The organism is Pseudoalteromonas sp. TB41, from assembly GCF_000497975.1.
Taxonomy (GTDB): domain Bacteria; phylum Pseudomonadota; class Gammaproteobacteria; order Enterobacterales; family Alteromonadaceae; genus Pseudoalteromonas; species Pseudoalteromonas tetraodonis.
The window spans coordinates 31,653-51,334 of the sequence record NZ_AUTH01000046.1; the positions used below are offsets into that span (position 1 = coordinate 31,653).

Annotated in this window: 17 protein-coding genes; 11 read left to right on the forward strand and 6 right to left on the reverse strand. The window is 40.0% G+C overall.

The genetic code is table 11. From position 1 onward, the window contains the following. Nucleotides 1–40 precede the first annotated feature (40 nt). Nucleotides 41–1,417 carry an NAD-dependent succinate-semialdehyde dehydrogenase gene (locus L641_RS0107145; RefSeq protein ID WP_024601533.1) on the reverse strand — a complete coding sequence of 459 codons (1,377 nt, stop codon included), beginning with the start codon at nt 1,415–1,417 and terminating at the stop codon, nt 41–43. A 200-nt stretch (nt 1,418–1,617) separates the two neighbouring features. Between L641_RS0107145 and L641_RS0107150 the strand changes: the two genes are divergently transcribed. From L641_RS0107150 to L641_RS0107160, 3 genes are all read left to right on the forward strand, one after another. Then, on the forward strand, nt 1,618–2,652 hold the full coding sequence (locus L641_RS0107150) for a nitronate monooxygenase (protein ID WP_024601534.1): 1,035 nt from the start codon (nt 1,618–1,620) through the stop codon (nt 2,650–2,652). Nucleotides 2,653–2,658: 6 nt separating this feature from the next. Continuing rightward, entirely contained in the window at nt 2,659–3,225 is a 567-nt protein-coding gene (locus tag L641_RS0107155) for a Crp/Fnr family transcriptional regulator (RefSeq protein ID WP_024601535.1), read from the forward strand. Between the two features lie 62 nt (nt 3,226–3,287). Further along, nucleotides 3,288–3,794, forward strand: a complete 507-nt coding sequence (locus tag L641_RS0107160) for a YgjV family protein (protein WP_024601536.1) — start codon at nt 3,288–3,290, stop codon at nt 3,792–3,794. Nucleotides 3,795–3,822: 28 nt separating this feature from the next. Here the strand turns inward: L641_RS0107160 and L641_RS0107165 are convergent, their stop codons facing one another. Further along, nucleotides 3,823–4,338: an NUDIX hydrolase gene (locus L641_RS0107165; RefSeq protein WP_024601537.1), complete on the reverse strand. Its 516-nt coding sequence runs from the start codon at nt 4,336–4,338 to the stop codon at nt 3,823–3,825. A gap of 227 nt (nt 4,339–4,565) precedes the next feature. On the opposite strand from L641_RS0107165, the gene L641_RS0107170 reads away from it, so the two are divergent. From L641_RS0107170 to L641_RS0107190, 5 genes are read left to right on the forward strand one after another with little or no spacing between them, the layout of a single operon-like run. Next, nucleotides 4,566–5,906 carry a sigma-54 dependent transcriptional regulator gene (locus L641_RS0107170; protein ID WP_016900152.1) on the forward strand — a complete coding sequence of 447 codons (1,341 nt, stop codon included), beginning with the start codon at nt 4,566–4,568 and terminating at the stop codon, nt 5,904–5,906. Nucleotides 5,907–5,923: 17 nt separating this feature from the next. Continuing rightward, entirely contained in the window at nt 5,924–6,133 is a 210-nt protein-coding gene (locus L641_RS0107175) for a hypothetical protein (RefSeq protein WP_024601538.1), read from the forward strand. An 18-nt stretch (nt 6,134–6,151) separates the two neighbouring features. After that, nucleotides 6,152–7,636, forward strand: coding sequence for a sensor histidine kinase (locus L641_RS0107180; RefSeq protein ID WP_013464186.1), 1,485 nt, complete (start codon nt 6,152–6,154; stop codon nt 7,634–7,636). 1 nt (nt 7,637) lies between these two features. After that, nucleotides 7,638–8,099, forward strand: a complete 462-nt coding sequence (locus L641_RS0107185; RefSeq protein ID WP_010390893.1) for a response regulator — start codon at nt 7,638–7,640, stop codon at nt 8,097–8,099. Nucleotides 8,100–8,124: 25 nt separating this feature from the next. Next, complete coding sequence (locus tag L641_RS0107190) at nt 8,125–10,086, forward strand: response regulator (RefSeq protein WP_024601539.1); 1,962 nt, start codon at nt 8,125–8,127, stop codon at nt 10,084–10,086. A 32-nt stretch (nt 10,087–10,118) separates the two neighbouring features. Here L641_RS0107190 and L641_RS0107195 read toward each other — a convergent pair whose 3' ends face one another. Genes L641_RS0107195 through L641_RS0107205 form a run of 3 tightly spaced genes read right to left on the reverse strand, consistent with a single transcriptional unit; the run spans nt 10,119 to nt 13,810 of the window. Next, complete coding sequence (locus L641_RS0107195; RefSeq protein WP_024601540.1) at nt 10,119–11,120, reverse strand: LacI family DNA-binding transcriptional regulator; 1,002 nt, start codon at nt 11,118–11,120, stop codon at nt 10,119–10,121. Between the two features lie 11 nt (nt 11,121–11,131). Then, entirely contained in the window at nt 11,132–12,460 is a 1,329-nt protein-coding gene (locus L641_RS0107200; protein ID WP_024601541.1) for a glycoside-pentoside-hexuronide (GPH):cation symporter, read from the reverse strand. A gap of 15 nt (nt 12,461–12,475) precedes the next feature. After that, the gene (locus L641_RS0107205; RefSeq protein WP_024601542.1) at nt 12,476–13,810 is read right to left on the reverse strand and encodes a GH1 family beta-glucosidase; all 1,335 of its coding nucleotides are present in this window, start codon (nt 13,808–13,810) and stop codon (nt 12,476–12,478) included. 251 nt (nt 13,811–14,061) lie between these two features. Here L641_RS0107205 and L641_RS0107210 point away from each other — a divergent pair, with 251 nt between their 5' ends. The 3 genes from L641_RS0107210 (at nt 14,062) to L641_RS0107220 (ending at nt 18,723) form a co-directional block, all read left to right on the forward strand. Further along, entirely contained in the window at nt 14,062–15,327 is a 1,266-nt protein-coding gene (locus L641_RS0107210; protein WP_013464191.1) for a sugar MFS transporter, read from the forward strand. 16 nt (nt 15,328–15,343) lie between these two features. Next, nucleotides 15,344–17,860 carry an exo 1,3/1,4-beta-D-glucan glucohydrolase gene (locus tag L641_RS0107215; protein WP_024601543.1) on the forward strand — a complete coding sequence of 839 codons (2,517 nt, stop codon included), beginning with the start codon at nt 15,344–15,346 and terminating at the stop codon, nt 17,858–17,860. A 242-nt stretch (nt 17,861–18,102) separates the two neighbouring features. Further along, on the forward strand, nt 18,103–18,723 hold the full coding sequence (locus tag L641_RS0107220; RefSeq protein ID WP_024601544.1) for a fumarylacetoacetate hydrolase family protein: 621 nt from the start codon (nt 18,103–18,105) through the stop codon (nt 18,721–18,723). Here the strand turns inward: L641_RS0107220 and L641_RS0107225 are convergent. Beyond that, nucleotides 18,656–19,588, reverse strand: coding sequence for an ABC transporter substrate-binding protein (locus L641_RS0107225; RefSeq protein WP_024601545.1), 933 nt, complete (start codon nt 19,586–19,588; stop codon nt 18,656–18,658). The two genes, L641_RS0107220 and L641_RS0107225, sit on opposite strands and share 68 nt — an antisense overlap. Nucleotides 19,589–19,682: the final 94 nt, after the last annotated feature.

Sequence of the window (19,682 nt, forward strand, 5' to 3'; positions counted from 1 at the left end):
ACAAGCGCGGTGTTTAGTTTTATTAACCAGATACCTGATATTAGCTATTAATCATGATGCTTTTAACATTCACAAACTCGCGAATACCAAAGCCGCCATGTTCTCTGCCATAGCCACTGTCTTTAACACCGCCAAATGGTAAGTTCGGTTGTGCCAGTCCGTAACCGTTTATGTTGATCATACCGGTATCAAAATGCTTTTTAGCCAGCTCAATGGCTTTTTTCTCATCTTTTGAAAAGATACCGCCGCCTAGTCCATAACGGGAGTCGTTGGCAATACGCATAGCGTCATCATTATCTTTGGCTTTAATCAAAGATGCGACAGGGCCAAATAATTCGTCATCATATGCAGGCATCCCTGGTGATAAATTTTCTAACACGGTAGGCGGGTAGTAATAGCCTGTTTGCTGCGGAATTTCGCCGCCTACAATTACTTTTGCGCCTGCATTTACCGAGTCTTGCACTTGCTGATGAATTTTGTCGCGTAAATCTTCGCGTGCCATAGGACCCAGTTCCGTATCTTTATCCATAGGGTCGCCCATTTTAATTGCTTTAAATTGCTGGCTCAGCGCTTCTTTAAAGTCATTGTATAATGAGTCAACTACCACAAAGCGCTTGGCAGCCACACAGGTTTGCCCATTGTTAATAATGCGGCCCTGCAAACAGGTTTTAACTGCCAGTGCGAGGTCGGCATCATCAAGTACAACATAAGCATCGTTACTGCCAAGCTCCAATACCGTTTTTTTAACGTGCTTACCGGCCTGCTCAGCTACTTTTTTACCTGTGCCATCACTTCCTGTGAAGGTAACGCCACTAATGTGTTTATGAGAGATAAGTGCGCTGGCTGTTTTTCCGTCAATTAGTAAGTTACTAAAGCAATGCTCAGGGAACCCAGCTTGTTTAAATAAGGTATCTATTTTTTCTGCCATACCAAATACATTGCCCGCGTGTTTTAATACCGTGGTATTACCCGCCATAATATTTGCGGCACTGTATCTAATAACTTGATAAAGTGGGAAGTTCCATGGCTGAATACCTAGCAACACGCCAGTGGGGCGATAACTTATAATTGCACGACCGCCTTGCATATCGCGTTCTTCGTCGCTCAGCATATCGGCGCCATGTTCTGCGGTATAACGGCAAATGTCTGCACAAAGCTGCACTTCTTGAAAGCCTTGTTCGTACACTTTACCCATTTCTTCGGTCATCAGTTTAGCAAGCGCTTCTTTTTGCTCTTCAAATAAAGAGGCTAGCTTATTCAGGTATTTAGCGCGCTCAGTAAACGAGGTTAATCGCCATGTTAAGTATGTTTCATGAGACTTTTCGATCACTTGTTCTGCTTGAGCTTGAGAAAACAGCGTATAGCTATTGATGACTTGCTCGGTTGCGGGATTGATCGTATCTACTGTGTTACTCATTTTACCTCCTAACAAATTATGTAATAGGGTAGGTGCAAAACCAAAGCCAGTTGGGCAATAGTTTATAAAAATTCATAACTTTTTGTTAATAATGCTTTTTATATTACTTTATACAAAAATCTAGATTTTGTTTGTTCGTTGTTTTTGCTATGGTTCTGTAAATACTGCAAGTTGTTGAAAAAGTTACAGGGAGTAGTTAGATGATACAGTCATTGTTTAATATCGATTTACCTCTTATTCAAGCGCCTATGGCGGGCGTACAAAACGTTGAATTGGCTGCAAGCGTTTGTGAAGCTGGCGGGCTAGGGTCGTTGCCTTGCGCTATGTTATCGCCAGCACAGTTAGTTGAACAGCTCGACTTACTTACTCAAAAAACAGATAAACCATTTAATCTAAACTTTTTTTGTCACACGGTTACTGATTACACCAGCCAACAAAAGCAGCAATGGCATAATATGCTAACCCCTTATTTTGCAGAGTATGAAATTGACCCGCAAAGTTTAACCGCAGGGGCATCCCGTCAGCCTATAAACCAAGCCGTTGTTGATATTATTGCACCCTATAAACCGGCGGTTGTGAGTTTTCATTTTGGTTTACCTAAGCACGCTATTGTGGCGCAAATAAAAAGCTGGGGCACTAAAGTAATTTCAACGGCGACCACTTTAGATGAAGCTATTTGGCTCAGTGAAAATGGCGCTGATGCTGTTATTGCTCAGGGTTTAGAAGCTGGAGGGCATCGAGGGCATTTTTTATCAATGGATTTAAGCTTGCAACAAACCACTGAGCAGTTAGTTAAGCGTTGTGTTGAGCATTTATCATTACCGATTATTGCTGCAGGAGGTATTGCAACGCCAGATGATGTAAAGCATATGAAAGCGCTGGGAGCCAGTGGAGTTCAAGTTGGTAGCGCTTATTTATTATGTAAAGAGGCAAAAACATCTGCTTTACATCAGCAAGCTATTTTAGAGCAGGCTCAAGATAGCACCGCACTAACTACTTTGTTTTCAGGTCGAGCCGCGCGGGGTATTCAAAACCGCGTCATGCTCGAGTTAGGTACTATGCCAAATGGGGTTCCTGCGTTTCCACACGCTAGCAGTGCAATAACAGCTTTAAGAAACCGAGCTGAAAAAAGTGCTAAAAGTGATTTTTCGCCTTTATGGTGTGGTCAAAAGTATGTGCCTCGGGTGGGGGTATCAGCTGCGGATATTACGCATATTTTAATGGAAAAATGGTAATGTTTAATGTCTGACAACCCACTTTTATCGCTTGGCGATAGTTACGAAGTGCTTATAAATAAGCTTAAAATGCAATTGGCAGATATTTACCCTCAACAGCTTGTCGCGCGCAATACCGTGTTATTGCCCCAAGGCGATGTACAGCGTTATGGCTATTTAATTGTGGAGGGGGTTTTAGGTGCTATTCATGATGATATTGATGGCGGGCAAAAATGCAAAGAGTTTTATTTTAAAAATGAGTTTGCATTGCTGTTTGCCAATTGGATGACCTCAAGCCCCGCTTTTTACCAATTAAAAGTAATTAATGAGGCAAGTGTAATTAAAGTACCGCTAACACTATTTGAGCAAGCACAGTACCAACTCATTAAGCAGCAACTCATTGCGCAGCAACTAATATTTAAAGAAGCCAAAGAAGCATTTTTATTACTCAACAGCCCCGAGCAGCGATACTGTTACTTGCTTAAACATAAACCGCATTGGTTGGCGCAGTTAAGCTTAAGCCAAGTGGCTATGTATATAGGTATTTCGGCCATTTCGTTATCACGAATTCGTAAGCGACTTAACTTAAGTTAAGTGCTGTTTATATAAAGCACTATACACTCCTCATTTTTATGCCTTAAGTGCCTTGGAGTGTTATGTTTTTAATTGCCCAATCATTGGTTGCCGTCGCGACTTTACTCGACTTAGCTTCATTTCAGTTTAAGTCCCGACGCATTATCTTATGTTGTTTATTTACCTCTGTGTTATTAACCTCAGTCCACTTTTTTATTTTGGGTTATAACAGTGCCGGCTGCTTAATGCTTATTGCCGCGTTACGTTATTTTTACTGCATATACTTTAAGCATACTTGGGCCATGTTTGGATTTATGGCAGTGAGTTGTTTAGCCGTTTATTTAACATGGCAAGATTGGTTTAGTGGCTTTGCGCTGGTGGCGACATTAATACAAACCATTGCTTCATTTCAAAATAGAGACTTGCACTTGAGGTTATGTATGGTGGTGGGAACCTCTTTTTGGATAACGCATAATATTTTTGCTGGCTCCCCTGTGGCAATAATTATGGAAAGCCTATTTTTAAGTAGTAACTTATTTGGTTTATATCGATTTTATATTAGTAAAAAAGTCTTGCTGAACCTCAAGTAGGAACGTAAAATGCAGCAATGTAAACTTATTAAAAGAACTGTTTGGCAATTTCTTTTAATAAAAAGGTTTCTCGAATAATCGACAATCCTTGTTTATCGCTATTAGCTAATGTGCGTTCGTTGTGAGCTATCGCCTCAAAAATATTTACCCATTTAGCTTGCATACCATTTTGTTGCTCATAGTGCTCAAGCTGTGCTTGGCCGAGTTGTTCGTTAATTTCGCATACATAACAGTATGACTTTATATGAATAATATCAAAGTCATCTTTGTACCAAGGACGATATTCTTCATAGAGGCCAAACTCACTGCAGATTTTTATATTTTGCGCGCCAGTTTCTTCATTAAGCTCTCTGATAAGTCCTTGTTCAATGCTTTCGTGTAAGTCTACGCCACCACCGGGTAAACTAAAATCGTCATAGCGCTGAGTGTACATTAATAAAATGTACTGCTGTTTAAATACAATTGCGCGAGCAGTAGGGCGAGTAAACTGACGACCATGAGTAATATTAATAGTGGGGTGAATAGTGGTTTTTAATAGGCGCATAACGACTCCAGCAATAAAGGTAAATTATATCAGTTGGTTGTATTAATTACTTCATTGTTAAAAAGTAATTAACTGAAAAGATTGTTAATTTAAGCGTTTATACATATATCTGTAGTTATAATGGCGAACTATTAAAAAATAAAATGTCATTGTTTTAGTCCTGCTCTGAATACCTTTCATTTGTTTAAAGGGGTGAGTAGAATAATAAAAAAGCATAGGGATTAATCATGTTAAATATACTTTTAGTTGATGACGACATCGAATTTAGTGATGTTATTTGTCATATTGTTGAGTTTCTTGGGCATAATATTCAAACTGCAACCAGTTTAGAAGAAGCGCATCAGTGGTTTGAGAATAATTCCTTTGATCATGTATTACTGGATTTCATGTTACCCGATGGTAGCGGCTTGCATTTATTAGATCATTTAAAAATGATTGGTCAATCTCCTAAAGTCACTCTTATTTCAGGGCACCCATCGGTTAAGGGGATTTTAGCCGATATGTGTGAGCCCAATGTAACGCATTTATTAAAGCCGCTGCAGCGAGAAGATTTAGAACTGGTTTTAAATGGTCCTAAAAAAACTGTTAAAAAAGCTAAGAAAAACGCTATCACCCATCATTTTGATACCTTAATTGGTGAATCTGAGGCAATGCAAAAGCTCTATACTATGATAGAGCGCGTAGCTAAAACCAATGCTAACGTTATGCTTATGGGTGAAAGCGGAGCAGGTAAAGAGGTGGTAGCGCAAGCTATTCATAATGCCAGTCAATGCGAAGGACCTTTAGTTGCTAGCAACTGTGGCGCCCTTTCAAAAGAGCTTATTGGCAGTGAATTATTTGGTCACGAAAAAGGCGCATTTACCGGTGCCATTGCCCGTAAAGAGGGCGTGTTTGAACAAGCCGATGGCGGAACGTTATTTCTTGATGAAGTCACTGAAATGCCGATTGATATGCAGCCTAATTTACTGCGTGTACTTGAAACTAAAAAAGTAACACGGGTTGGCGGTAATCGTGAGTTACCAGTAAATTGCCGTGTTATTTCAGCGACTAATCGCTCCCTTACCGATTTAGCGCAGAATAATATTTTACGTGAAGATATTTACTTTAGGCTCGCTGTTTTTCCAATTGATATACCGCCACTACGAGAGCGAAAAGAAGATATTCCATTACTCTCAAAAGCATTTTTAGAGCAGTTGAACGATGAAAATGGTACAGCGTTTGCTTGGGCTAACGAGCAACTTAAAGAGCTGCAAACGTACGACTGGCCAGGTAATGTACGTGAACTTCGTCATGCAATTCATCGCGCTTTTATTATGAGCGATCCACAAACAAGCGATGTGGCACTGCCTGATAACCTAGAGTCACCTTTTTCACGAGTAAATAATCAAGCTCAGGAAAATCAGGTTTCTGCAGGACAAACCATTGAAGAAGTTGAAAAAGAGCTTATTCATGCAACACTCGATAAAGTACAAGGTAATAAAACATTGGCTGCACAAATGTTAGGTATAAGTACTAAAACGCTTTATAACCGCCTTAACGCATATGGTGGCATTGGCGAATATAAATAAAATAACATGAGGATAGTATGGCATTAACTAAACAAATAAAGCCTTTAAACGAATTAGTACATGATGCGCGGGCACCGTTAAATCGTATTTCAATGAATGCTGAGCTTATCAAGCTAGTACTTGAAAACGATATGCCCGTCGAAAAAGCACTCGCCGCACTCGATAAAATAATTGTTAATTGCCAAGCATGTAGTGACAGTTTACAGCTTATTTCAGACTCAAAATAATAAAAACCAGGACGATAAATGATTAAACGCAAACAGCAAGGCAAAGCAAATGTAGTATGGGCGTTATTTATCTCCATAATACTATGCATTATTGTAGGTAATGCATTTTTAGCGGTTAATACCATACAAGGCTTAACGCGTACTCAGCAAAGTTTAGATAACACTAATATGTTAAGCACGGCGATAGAGCAATTGCACCTTTCGGTAGTGCAAGCTGAGTCGGGGCAGCGTGGGTATTTATTAACTCAAACGGATGATTATTTAGTGCCTTACTACGATGCTATCGCACAAATAAAGTCTCAAACGAACCATGTGAGCGCCTTACATTCTGAAATTGACGGGCAGGCTGAGCGTATTGCACAGCTGTTACTCTTGGTTGAAGCTAAAATAGCTGAGCTTAAAAAAACGGTTAAATTAGCATTACATGATAAAGAGCAGCGCGCCTTACTAATACTTAATTCACATGAAGGACGCGACTTATATAGAGAAATTCGTGAGCGAGTTAATGATATTCAAGAGCGCGAACTACTGTTTAAAGTCAGTCACTTTTCGAAATTAGCGCAAATTAAAAAAGAAGCAAAGATCACTTTTGGTATTACTGCAGTTACCAGCGCATTATTGATTTTGGGTATGTTTTTATTGGCGAGGCTGAATTTAAAAAATGCGGCCGTGTATCGCGCCGAGCTGGAAATGCAAAATGAAACCTTAGCGAGTAAAGTAACTGAACGTACCCAAGAGCTTACCTTGTATTCTGATGAATTAAGTCGCAGTAACCGAGAGTTAGAAGAGTTTGCCTTTGTTGCCAGCCATGACTTGCAAGAGCCGCTAAGAAAAATCCAAGCATTTAGTGATCGGCTTGAAAGCATGTTTAAAGACGAGTTGGGCGAAAAAGGCGCAGATTACATTGCCCGCATGAAAAATGCCGCACAAAGGATGTCTAATTTAATTAATGATTTATTAGAGTTCTCTCGAGTAACAACTCGAGGTAAAGATTTTACCGACACCAATCTAAATAGCATACTTAATGATATTTTAAGCGATTTAGAAATAGCCATTAATGAGTCTAATGCGCAAGTGATAACGGTTGATATGCCAATCATTCAGGCTGATCCGAGTCAAATGCATCAGCTGTTTTTAAACTTAATTTCAAATGCAGTGAAGTTTAGAGCGCCTAACGTAAACCCTGTTATTGATATTAGCTTTGAACGAATTAGCGAGTTTAGTGAAGACCATAATAGTAAAGTAAGTTGGCATGTCATTACCGTAAAAGATAATGGTATCGGCTTCTCTGATGAGTACGCGGATAAAATATTTGTGCCATTTCAGCGTTTACATGGCCGTTCAGAATATAAAGGAACCGGCATTGGATTATCTGTGTGTCGCAGAATTGTAGAGCGACATGGCGGAACTATTACAGCAATAAGCACCCCTAACGAAGGCGCAACCTTCATTATTAAACTACCTGTGGATGCAGAGTTATTCACATTACAAGGAGAGGCATAATATGCCATTAACAAACGTAAAACCCATTACCATTTTAATGGCAGACGATGATGAAGATGATCGTTTATTAACCCAAGATGCGCTTGCTGAAAGCCGCGTTTTAAATGAATTACATTTTGTTGAAGACGGTGTTGAACTTTTAGAGTACCTAGAGCGCAAAGGCAAGTTTGTAGATAAAAGCATCTCGCCAAGACCAGGCTTAATTTTACTTGATTTAAACATGCCGAGAATGGATGGTCGTGAAGCGCTTGAAGCTATTAAGGCAAATCCAAACCTAAAGGGCATCCCAGTGGTTATTTTAACTACTTCTAAGCAAGAAGAAGACATGGTTAAAGGTTATAACCTAGGCGCTGCGTCTTACATAACTAAGCCGGTTACGTTTGACGGGTTAGTTGAGTTGATGAAAACGCTGGGTAAATACTGGGTTGAATTTGTAGAGCTACCAAGCACGTTTAACGATTAAGCATATAATTAAAATAGGAGACGCTATGTTAGCAAAGGCAACGAAACTGCTATTGGTTGAAGATGATGAAGATGATTACATTCTTACTCGTGACTATTTAGAGCAGCTCAGTTCCCATGTGTTTGACATAGACTGGATAAGCTCTCCTGAGCAGGCAATACATGTACTAAGTAAAAATGAGCATGATATTTGCCTGCTTGACTATCGCTTAGGTGCCTCAGATGGCTTAAGTGTTTTAAAGCAAGCGATTAAGAATGGCTTTTGTGGGCCTATTATCATGTTAACGGGGCAATCTAACGATGCGCTAGATTCGGCTGCGCTTGATGCTGGTGCGGTTGATTACTTAGTTAAAAGTGAAATGAGTGGTAGCCGGTTTGCCCGTTCTATTCGTTATGCATTAGCGCGCCGCGATGTAGAAGATGAGCGAGTTGAGCGTTTAAAAGCAGAGGCCGAAAACCGTTCAAAAGACCGCTTTTTAGCGCATTTAAGCCACGAACTGCGAACTCCCTTGTCGTCTATTTTAGGCTATACCGAACTACTTATGCTCAGTGATTTTAGCAAGCAAGCTGAAAATGAGTTGGGTGTTATTTATCGTAATGGCAAACACTTATTGAGCTTACTGAATGATGTTTTAGATTTATCTAAAATTGCAGTCGATAAGCTTGAGCTAAGCTTGGGGGATGTTAATCTTGATAGCCTAATGGCCGACGTGTTTACGCTAATGCGTGTATCAGCCCTTGATAAAGGTTTATCATTAAAATTTGAATCACTGGAGCCTTTGCCATTAGTTATTCGTGTAGATGCTACTCGGGTTCGACAAATTCTCATTAACCTGATAAATAATGCGATAAAATTTACCGAGCAAGGCGAAATTATCGTTAACGCATGGACAGAGACGGTGGCTGATCGTGAAATGCTCTTTTTTAGCATTAAAGATTCAGGCTTGGGTATTGCTCCAGAAAAACAAGCACTCATCTTTAAGCCTTTTGAGCAAATTGCCGATGTAGAGTCGCGCTCAGTAGGTGGTGCGGGCTTGGGATTAGCTATTTGTTCGGAGCTACTTAGTCGTATGCAGGGTACTATTTCATTAGATTCTTATGTAGGTGAGGGCTCAACGTTTACCATTTCCTTATACCCTGGTGATATCAGACAGGTAGAGCGCAATTTATTAAAACTTGATTTAACCCCCAACATGCAGCAAAAAGTAGCGCCATGCGAAGTAAGTGGCAAAGTGTTGGTGGTGGATGACTTACGCGATTTACGCGTGTTAGTTGGCCATTTAATTGGCTCAGCGGGTGCAGATGTAGATTATGCCGATAATGGCAAACAAGCGCTTGATAAGGTTAAAAAGCAACTTGCAGAGGGGCGCGCCGCTTACGATATTATATTTTTAGATATTCATATGCCGGTTATGGGCGGAAAAGAAGCAGCGATTGAACTTAGAAAGTTAGGGTTTAAAGGGGCGATTATTGCTTTAACCGCGGCCACCATGAAAGGCATTCATAACGAACTAACCGCGCTAGGGTTTGACGATATGATTGCTAAACCTGTGGATTCCAACTTACTTTACCAATGCTTAGAGTCAGCGCTGGGGAAAAAAACACAACGTGTTTCATCGATACAGCCAACGCCAAAACATAATACTAATATAAAGCGATTTTTATTAGTGGAAGACGATGCTGATGCCGGACAAATTACTCAGTTATTATTAGAAAGTTTGGATGTAGACACGGATATAGCAACAAGTGTCAAAGACTGTAAGGCGACGCTTGAGCATAACAGTAATTACGACAAAGTATTACTCGATATGCATTTACCCGATGGTTCAGGTTTAGAGCTTGCTGGGTTTATTAAAGAACACTATCCTGATATTCAACGAGTTATTATTAGTGGAATGGAGCCTGATGCCGTACACATTAGGCAGCTAGAAATAGAGCAAGTTTTGCTTAAACCAATAAACTTGGCGCTATTAAGTAAACTTGTTTAACGCCACTATTTGCCAATTTATATAATAATTAGCTAGGTAATATTAACGACCGATTGGCGTATGACTAATTCGGGCTGAAATAAAGTTTGAATAGGCTGTACGCTTTTTTGATATACATGGCTCAGTACCCACTGTGCAGCTACTTTACCCATTTCATCTATTGGGTAATTAATAGTGCTTAAAGGGGGGTATACATGGCGGGTAAAGAACACGTTATCGTAGCCTATTATTGAAAGTTGTGCGGGTAGTTCAATGCCATGCTCTCTGGCACTGACCATTGCACCCGTTGCCATTTCGTCATTGGCGCACACTAAGGCAGTAATCGCGGGGTTATTTTTATAAAGAGCAGTAAATCCTTCGTAGCCGCTGTCCTCTATAAAGTCACCTTCATACAAACTGTTTTCATCAAACTCAATGTCGTGTTCAGCAAGTGCTTGTTTATGTCCGTTTAAACGCTCTTGGGCGTCTTTTTTCCATAAAGGGCCGCTAATGTAAGCAATGTTTTTGTGACCAGACTCAAGAATGTATTTAGTCGCTAAATAGCCCCCTTTAATATTATCAAGAATAATACAGCGATCGGCGAGCTCAGGAATATGGCGATTGAGTAAAACAAATGGTGTTTTACCTTTGCTCAGCTTTATTAAATATTCATCGCTAACCGCTTCAACATGCAAAATAAGTGCATCACAATTACGGCTAATTAAAAACTCTATGCCTTGTTGTTCTCGCTCTGCGTCACTGTGCCCTGCGGTAATAATAACGTGTTTACCTTGTTTTCTGAGGGTGTTTTCTATGCCGCTCATCATAGGGCCATAAAAAGGACCTTTTAACTCAGAAACCAATAAGCCAGCACTATTAGAGCAATTAGAGGCCAGTGATTGCGCAATAGAATTTGGGCGGTAGCCTAATTCTTCCATCGCTAAAGTCACTTTTTTTCTGGTTGCATCACTTACGTTTGCATTGTTGTTCATTACTCTTGAAACAGTGGCAAGTGATACCCCTGCAAGCTTTGACACCTCATAAATGGTGGCCATACTATTCCTTGTTACAAATTACTTTTTTGTGTTAAATCGGCGGTGATTTTTTTTATGGTTTTGTTATCTAAGTTGTATTTAGTCATTATTAAAGCCACAAGTATACTGCCAATAGCAGGATAGAGTGTAAATGAGGTTAAAATACCGCTTTTAGTTGCTTCGCTTAATTCTACATTGGCTTGATACTGATAATACGCAAGTAACCAACCCGCTATAGCGCCGCCTAATGCGAGCCCCAATTTGATAAAAAATACCACGCTTGCATAAACCAAACCTGTGAGTCGTTGACCATTTTGCCAAACTCCGTAGTCAATAGCATCTGCCATTTTTGCCCACAATAAAGGTGTCGCCATTTGAGTGAAAAAGCACCATAAAAAATACATTAAAAAGGCGAGTAAAACTTGCTCATTAGGGACAAAAAAAGCAAAACAGCTCAATATGGCAGAAATATATTGCAGATAAATATAAGCCGTTTTTTTATCTAAGCGTTTACTTAAAGGTTGCGCACACGCACAGCCTATAATATTACCGACCATACCTAAAGTCACAAATTCGGTGATTAAATCTTCTTTTCCAAGAACATACTTTACATAGTAAATAGCTAATGTCGTGCGCAGCACCATACTGGTCAATAATATCAGTGCTGCCATACACAATATTTTAAACGGCTGATTTTGCCATAAAACGTGAAGTTGTGTTTTTAAAGATAATTTATGTGGTGGATTGATCACCCGCTCTTTGGTGTAACGAAAACAAATTAGAAATAACACTACACCAAGGCAACTCATAACCAGCATGGTGAGTTGATAGCCCAACTCGTTATTACCCTCCCCAAACCACTTTACTAAAGGTAAAGTGCAGCTCGTAACCAATAACCCCCCCAGCATGCCAAACACAAATCGATATGATTGAATAGAAACCCGTTCGTTAGGATTGCTACTGAGTACGCCGCCAAGTGCCGAATAAGGAATGTTAATTGCGGTATAAACCAACATTAGCAAGGTGTAGGTAACGAACGCGTAAATAATTTTGTTGCCGTCATCCATCGCGGGGGTAGTAAAGGTAATCACGCTTATAACAGCAAAGGGGATGGCAAGCCAAAGTAGGTACGGTCGGTAGCTACCGTATTTTGTATGAGTGGCATCGGTCAGGGCGCCCATTATTGGGTCTGTAACTGCATCAATGACTCTGACGACTAAAAAAAGGGTACCAACAACAGCAGGCGAAATACCAAAAATGTCGGTGTAAAAAAAGGTTAAAAATAGCATTACGGTTTGAAAAATAATATTACTTGCCGTGTCACCTAGGCCATAAGCTATTTTTTCTTTTTTACTCAGCATAAAAGCCACTCATTATTATTTTTGGCGCTGTTTAAGAAAATCACGATACGCAATTGCGCTTTGTTTTAAGGTGCGTTGTTGAGTTTGGTAATCAACATAGACTAGCCCAAAGCGTTTTTCATAGCCATAGGCCCATTCAAAATTATCCATTAAACTCCATGCAAAGTAGCCTTGCACATTAACGCCTTGCTCAACGGCATTATGAACGGCATTAAGGTGTGTATGGTAGTAATTGATACGATGTATGTCATCTACTTTTCCATCTATTAATACATCGGCCATCGCTGCACCGTTCTCAGTTATATATACTTTGGGTAGCGTGTAACGATCATTTAATGCAAGTAGGAGTTCACACAATCCCTGTGGGTATATTTCCCAGCCCATATCAGTGGTGGCAATATTTTCTAAAGGAGCTTCGCTAAACCAATGATCTGGCGTATTTTTGTAATGGATACGAGTATAGTAATTAACCCCTAAAAAATCGATTTTTTGGCTAATAATTGCCATGTCGCCATTTGCAACATCAGGTTTTGCATCATTTGCAAGCTCCTTAATCACTTCAGGGTAGCGGCCTTCCAGCACTGCTTGAATATACCATTGGTTATGATAGTCATCAGCTAATTTAGCAGCGCGTTCATCGTCAGGAGTAAATGGATAGGCAGGGCTAAAATTAAGCACAATACCGGCCTCTATCTTAGGGCAGTTTTTGCGTATCACTTGCATCGCAAGTCCATGGGCGAGTAATAAGTGGTGCGCCGCTTGGCGTCCTGCTTTTTGACTTTTTATGCCTGGTGCATGTACCCCTATTTCATAGCCTAGGTAGGCACTACAAAACGGTTCGTTTAAGGTCGCATAAGAATCCACTAAGCCCTCTAGTTGCTGAGTTACTATATGAGCGTAATGAGCAAATTGATACGCGGTATCGCGATTTAGCCAACCACCGTTGTCTTCTAAATGTTGTGGCAAATCCCAGTGATATAAAGTGACATAAGTTTTAATATTGCGTGCTTTAAGAGCTTGTAGTAATGACTTATAGAACGCCATGCCCTGAATGTTTAAACTTCCATCTTCGTGTAAAACGCGGGGCCAAGAAATAGAAAGTCGATAGGCATCAACGGCTAAATCGGCAATCATTTGAACGTCTTGTTGCCAATATTTTACATGCTCACAGGCGTGATTGCCGTTACTGTTATCTGCAATGGTGTTTGGTTTGCTACAAAAAGTATCCCAAATACATGGTAGGCGCGTGTTGTGGCTTCCCTCTATTTGAAAAGAGGCCGTGGCAACACCAAAAATAAACGGCGATTTTAAAAGGGCTGACGTGCCTGGCAAAGAAATTGTTTTAAACACAATGAGATACGTCCTTAAGCTTGCAATAATAATGCGCTTTACCGTAATTAGCTAAGCAATAGAAATTGTATAATACAGCAATGTAAGCGCTTACAATATTATTTGTAAATAAATTGATAAATTTTCTCTGTATGCTATAAATGTAAGCGCTTACATTTGGTGTTGCAACTATTATCTGCTTTTTAAGTTTTACTAAACGCAATTAAATAGAGGTAACAATCTGATAATTATAAATAATTAGAGATTATACTATGGCACATATCACACAGCCACTACCGGCAGCAGAAAACAGCCAAAAACCAGGGTCTACACACACCTTTGCGTTAACATCGCTTACGACCTTGTTTTTTATGTGGGGTTTTCTTACCTGCCTGAACGATATTTTAATTCCGTATTTAAAGGGAATGTTCTCCCTTAATTACACCCAAGCAATGTTGGTACAATTTTGTTTTTTTGGTGCCTACTTTGTTATGTCAATTCCTGCAGGAAAACTCGTTAGTAAAATAGGTTACCAATTTGGTATTGTTGTTGGTTTGGTTGTTGCTTCGATAGGGTGTGCATTATTTTACCCCGCTGCAGAGGCACATGTTTACGAACTATTTTTACTTGCTTTATTTGTGCTTGCTTCAGGGATCACTATTTTACAAGTCTCTGCTAACCCTTATGTAAGCGTATTAGGGCCTGCAAAAACAGCGTCTTCGCGTTTAACCATGACCCAAGCTTTTAACTCTTTAGGAACAACGGTTGCGCCATTATTTGGTAGTTGGTTGATTTTGTCTGAAATTAGTCAAGCTACAGCCGAAGAAGTTAAGTTCCCTTACTTAATGCTCAGTGCAAGTTTACTAACACTGGCTATTATTTTTGCTTTTTTGAAGTTACCTAAACTCGGTAAAGCGATTGATAGTGAAGCTGAAAATCAAGGTGACACTGAGTTTGTTGACTTAGGCAGTGTTTGGAAATATCGCCATCTTATTTTGGGCGCTATTGGTATTTTTGTTTATGTAGGTGCTGAAGTTGCGATTGGTAGCTTTTTAGTCGGCTTTTTAACCCTTGACCATATTGCAGGTTTACCAGAGCAACAAGCTGCACATTATATTAGCTATTATTTTGCAGGTGCAATGATAGGGCGATTTGCTGGCGCTGCGATTATGCAAAAATTAAATGCAGCCAAGGTGTTAGCTTGTCATGGTATTTTGGCCGGTGTGTTAGTGTTAATTGCAATGACAGGTCAAGGGTCACTCGCTATGTGGGCTATTTTATTGGTTGGTCTGTGTAACTCTATTATGTTCCCTACTATTTTTAGTTTAGCGCTTCAAGGCTTGGGTAAATACACCTCACAGGGGTCGGGTATTTTATGCTTAGCGATTGTAGGTGGAGCTATTATTCCATTACTACAAGGTATGCTGGCTGACAATATCGGTGTGCAACTAGCGCTTATACTGCCTATTGGCTGCTATTTATATATTACTTACTTCGCGCTGTTTGGTGCAAAAAAAACAACGTCAACTCGTCTTTGAGTTTTAGGTGAATGCTATGATTATTAAACGAACTTTTTCAGTCACTGCACTGATGCTAGCAGCAATAGCCAGCAGCGGTTGTTCGCAACCCTCTAACAGTGCTAGCGATGCGACAAATCAAAAAGAAATTTGGCCAACAATAGAAACCGGTATTAAAAGCGATGCTCAAATGGAGCAAAAAATCGCAGATATGCTAAAGACCATGACACTAGAGCAAAAAATAGCGCAAATGATCCAACCTGAAATTCGTCATATTACGGTTGAAGATATGCGTAAATATGGCTTTGGCTCCTATTTAAACGGCGGTGGCTCGTTTCCAAATAACAATAAACATGCAACCCCCGAAGACTGGGTTGATTTAGCTGAAAAGATGTATCAAGCGTCTATTGATGATTCCCTCGATGGCAGCACGATTCCTACAATGTGGGGCACTGATGCGGTACATGGACACAACAATGTGATTGGTGCGACTTTATTTCCGCATAATATTGGTTTAGGGGCGGCGAACAACCCTGAACTTATTGAAAAAATTGCCGCAGCAACGGCGCGTGAAGTTATGGTTACCGGTATTGACTGGGTATTTGCACCTACGGTTGCCGTAGTGCGAGATGATCGTTGGGGTCGTACTTACGAGGGGTATTCTGAAGACCCTGAAATAGTAAAAGCATATTCAGCCTCAATTGTTAAAGGCTTACAAGGCGCTGTTGATGAAGACTTTTTATCAGATACGCGGGTAGTCAGTACGGTTAAGCATTTTTTAGGTGATGGCGGTACTGTGAATGGCGATGATCAAGGTAATAATATCGCCTCTGAAGAAGAATTATTTGCGCTTCATGCTCAAGGTTATGTTGGTGGTTTGGGTGCAGGTGCACAAACGGTAATGGCCTCGTTTAATAGCTGGCATGGTGAAAAAATTCACGGCAGTAAATATTTACTGACCGATGTGCTTAAAGATAAGATGGGTTTTGATGGCTTTGTTGTCGGTGACTGGAATGGCCACGGGCAGGTTAAAGGCTGTTCTAATAGTAACTGTGCTCAAGCGGCTAATGCGGGCTTAGACGTATACATGGCACCGGATGAGTGGAAACCATTATTTAGCAACTTGGTTAACCAAGCTAATAGCGGTGAAATCCCACTCAGTAGAATTAATGATGCAGTAACGCGTATTTTACGCGTTAAAATGCGTGCAGGGTTATTTGATAAACCAAGCCCTGCGAAGCGTCCCCTGTCTGGAAAAACTGAAATTATTGGTAGTAGCGATCACCGTGCAGTGGCTAAACAGGCTGTACGCGAGTCTTTAGTATTACTTAAAAATAAGCAGCAGTTACTGCCATTATCACGTAAAATCAACGTATTAGTCGCAGGCATAGGGGCTGATAACATAGGTATGCAGTCGGGTGGTTGGAGCGTTACGTGGCAAGGTACAGGTAATAAAAACAGTGATTTTCCTGGTGGCAGCTCTATTTATGCAGGTATTAAAGATACTGTAGAGCAAGCTGGTGGCAGTGCAGCGCTGAGCGTTGAAGGGGAATATACTGCACGCCCTGATGTTGCCATTGTGGTGTTTGGTGAGCAACCATACGCAGAGGGTAATGGTGATGTTGATAACCTCGAATACCAGCGCGGTAATAAAAGCGACTTAGCGTTACTACGTAAGTTTAAAGATGCGGGAATCCCTGTTGTTTCATTATTTATAAGCGGTCGCCCTATGTGGGTTAATGCTGAGCTTAACGCCAGTGATGCGTTCGTTGCTATTTGGCTTCCAGGTAGTGAAGGCGATGCTATTAGCGATGTCTTGTTTAAAAATGCAGACGGCTCTATTAATCATGACTTTAAAGGCAAGCTATCGTTTTCCTGGCCTAATAATCCAATTGATAATGAAAACCGTAACGACGAAGCTTACAGCCCATTACTTCCTTATGGTTTTGGTTTAACTTACAACGATAGTAATGTCTTAAAAGATGACTTGGTGGAGCAAACTCAACAGACTGAAAAACTGGATGATTTAGTATTGTTTGAGCGTGCAATTAAAGCACCGTGGTCACTGGTTTTAAAAAGTGGTGAGCAACAAAAAACGGTGGCGAGCAGTCGCGAGTCATTAGGTGCGGTGAGCATCCAAACATTTGATAAAGAGGTGCAAGAAGATGCGCGCGCTATTCGTTTTAATGGCCAAGCAATGGCTGGGGTTAATTTAGCCGCTGCGTTTCCATCTGACTTACGCTCATACGTTGAGAGTAATGGCCAACTGCAAATGCAAATTAAAGTAGATAAAGCCGCGGCTAGTCCGTTATGGGTTGGTATGGGGTGTGGTGAGAGTTGTCAGGGTAAGTTTGATATTACTGATAACCTTGAGCAATCAGGTCAATGGCAAACATTAAACATCAACTTAAGTTGTTTTGCAGAGCAAGGTGTTGATTTAGCACAAGTGTTCACCCCTTGGCAGTTAAGCACGCAAGGTGATTGGCATGTATCTATTGCTAAGCTGGCTATTACAGCAAATGCTGTCGAGCAAAGTAGTGTTACTTGTAAGTAGTCAATAACCTATTAACAAACATCAATAAGCAGGTACTAAATGTACCTGCTTATTGCTTTAAAACCGCGTATACAAAAACCTACCAAATTAGTCCTTTCTTACTTTCATTCCATTCTATGTGATTGATTATATTCAGCTCAATAGTTATCATAAAAACATAATAAAACTGCATTCGCTTTTGCGTTAATTATTTGAGAGTATGCCGAAATATTAAAAGCGTTATGTAATTAACAGGTAAGAGAATGAATCAAATAAAGCTGGCTTCGCAGAACATACAGCCTTCAAAAATAGTCTGTGTGGGGCGCAATTACAGTGCGCATATTGCTGAATTAAACAACGAACACCCTGAGCAAATGGTAATTTTTAATAAGCCTAATAGCGCGATCACTAATACCTTACTCTCTTCCCATAACGGTGATACGTTGCATTATGAAACTGAATTATGCTTTGTGGTTAAAAATAAACAACTTGTGGGCGTAGGGGTTGGACTTGATTTGACTAAGCGAGCTTTGCAAAGCAGTTTAAAAGAAAAGGGCTTGCCGTGGGAACGTGCTAAAGCATTCGATGGCTCAGCATTATTTAGTGATTTTATTGAGTTAACGCCAGAAATGACATCGTTTATATTTGAATTACATATTGATGGCAAGCCGGTTCAACATGGTGATAGCCAACTTATGTTGTACCAACCTGCACAAATATTGGCTGAGGTTAGTCAGTTTATGAGCCTCGAAGAAGGCGACATTATTATGACTGGCACGCCTGCTGGCGTAGGGATGGTTAGTACTGGACGAGAGTTCAACGTTGCTCTTTATTCTGGTCAGCAGTGTTTATTGGAGCATCATTGGTCTGTGAGTCAAAGTTAAGGACATACTGAGTATAGGTTTTATTAAAGTCCTCAAAGTGTTCATTTAACCAGTATTTTTGGTTATTTTTGTATTGTTCAGAGACTAGAATGTTATTTTTTAGTGTGTGGTTAATTTTTTTAATTGCTTGTGATGCAAAGTCATTAGGGGCATTGGTGGCACAGCCAACCGCTATGGGGACTAATTTATTCTTATTTTGTGCAATTGCTAGGTTTACGATATTTGATTGATTACCTTTATTGAAGTAACTAGTTATAAATAGGTAATCAAGCGAATAATCTAAAGACCCATGCTTTAAGCGCTCCATTACAACACCGCTTTCATTATCACTACTCCAACTCATAGAAACATTGGAGTGAGTTAGTGAATTTTCAATAATATTGTTAATCTGCACAGAAAATCTGCGAGCATCAGCTTGACCGTAAGTAAAGTTCTCATCAGTAAGCAAACTAACTAAGTTTATAGGGATTCCATGTTTTGTGGTTAATTCAGGTGCTTTTGCTGCGGTAGTAATGATATTAAATGGGGGGTAAATAGACGTAGGTATTGAATATATAAACTGTTTATTTGCACTGTGCTTATAAATAGCGCATGGGAAACAGACGTTTTTACCTTCATCTATATATTTATTAATACGCTTTTGCGGTAAAACTAAGCGAGTATGTTTAACGCCTTTAATGGTTGAGATGAGTTGCTCAGTTAAATTATCACATAAGCCGGATTGGGAATCATCAGCATCTAAATGAAATGGAGGGGTTTTACTTTGTAGCCATAAAATTTCCTCTACCGGTTTAGCTATTAGAGTGTGACTATAAAGAGAAAAAATAACTAAAGTGCTCAGGCATAAAAAACGAAGAGGCAACATAACAAATAGATCGTCCTTGAAAATTTGCTGCGCATTATACCGATAATGTTTAAAAAATAAACATAAAGAATAGCAAAGAATCAACATTATTGAA

Bases quoted from the DNA above. Each gene is read 5' to 3' on its own strand.
- L641_RS0107150 (WP_024601534.1), top strand. From the start codon at position 1,618: ATGATACAGTCATTGTTTAATATCGATTTACCTCTTATTCAAGCGCCT.
- L641_RS0107170 (WP_016900152.1), top strand. From the start codon at position 4,566: ATGTTAAATATACTTTTAGTTGATGACGACATCGAATTTAGTGATGTT.
- L641_RS0107160 (WP_024601536.1), top strand. From the start codon at position 3,288: ATGTTTTTAATTGCCCAATCATTGGTTGCCGTCGCGACTTTACTCGAC.
- L641_RS0107155 (WP_024601535.1), top strand. From the start codon at position 2,659: ATGTCTGACAACCCACTTTTATCGCTTGGCGATAGTTACGAAGTGCTT.
- L641_RS0107185 (WP_010390893.1), top strand. From the start codon at position 7,638: ATGCCATTAACAAACGTAAAACCCATTACCATTTTAATGGCAGACGAT.
- L641_RS0107200 (WP_024601541.1), bottom strand. From the start codon at position 12,460: ATGCTGAGTAAAAAAGAAAAAATAGCTTATGGCCTAGGTGACACGGCA.
- L641_RS0107215 (WP_024601543.1), top strand. From the start codon at position 15,344: ATGATTATTAAACGAACTTTTTCAGTCACTGCACTGATGCTAGCAGCA.
- L641_RS0107190 (WP_024601539.1), top strand. From the start codon at position 8,125: ATGTTAGCAAAGGCAACGAAACTGCTATTGGTTGAAGATGATGAAGAT.
- L641_RS0107165 (WP_024601537.1), bottom strand. From the start codon at position 4,338: ATGCGCCTATTAAAAACCACTATTCACCCCACTATTAATATTACTCAT.
- L641_RS0107225 (WP_024601545.1), bottom strand. From the start codon at position 19,588: ATGTTGCCTCTTCGTTTTTTATGCCTGAGCACTTTAGTTATTTTTTCT.
- L641_RS0107145 (WP_024601533.1), bottom strand. From the start codon at position 1,417: ATGAGTAACACAGTAGATACGATCAATCCCGCAACCGAGCAAGTCATC.
- L641_RS0107210 (WP_013464191.1), top strand. From the start codon at position 14,062: ATGGCACATATCACACAGCCACTACCGGCAGCAGAAAACAGCCAAAAA.
- L641_RS0107175 (WP_024601538.1), top strand. From the start codon at position 5,924: ATGGCATTAACTAAACAAATAAAGCCTTTAAACGAATTAGTACATGAT.
- L641_RS0107220 (WP_024601544.1), top strand. From the start codon at position 18,103: ATGAATCAAATAAAGCTGGCTTCGCAGAACATACAGCCTTCAAAAATA.
- L641_RS0107195 (WP_024601540.1), bottom strand. From the start codon at position 11,120: ATGGCCACCATTTATGAGGTGTCAAAGCTTGCAGGGGTATCACTTGCC.
- L641_RS0107180 (WP_013464186.1), top strand. From the start codon at position 6,152: ATGATTAAACGCAAACAGCAAGGCAAAGCAAATGTAGTATGGGCGTTA.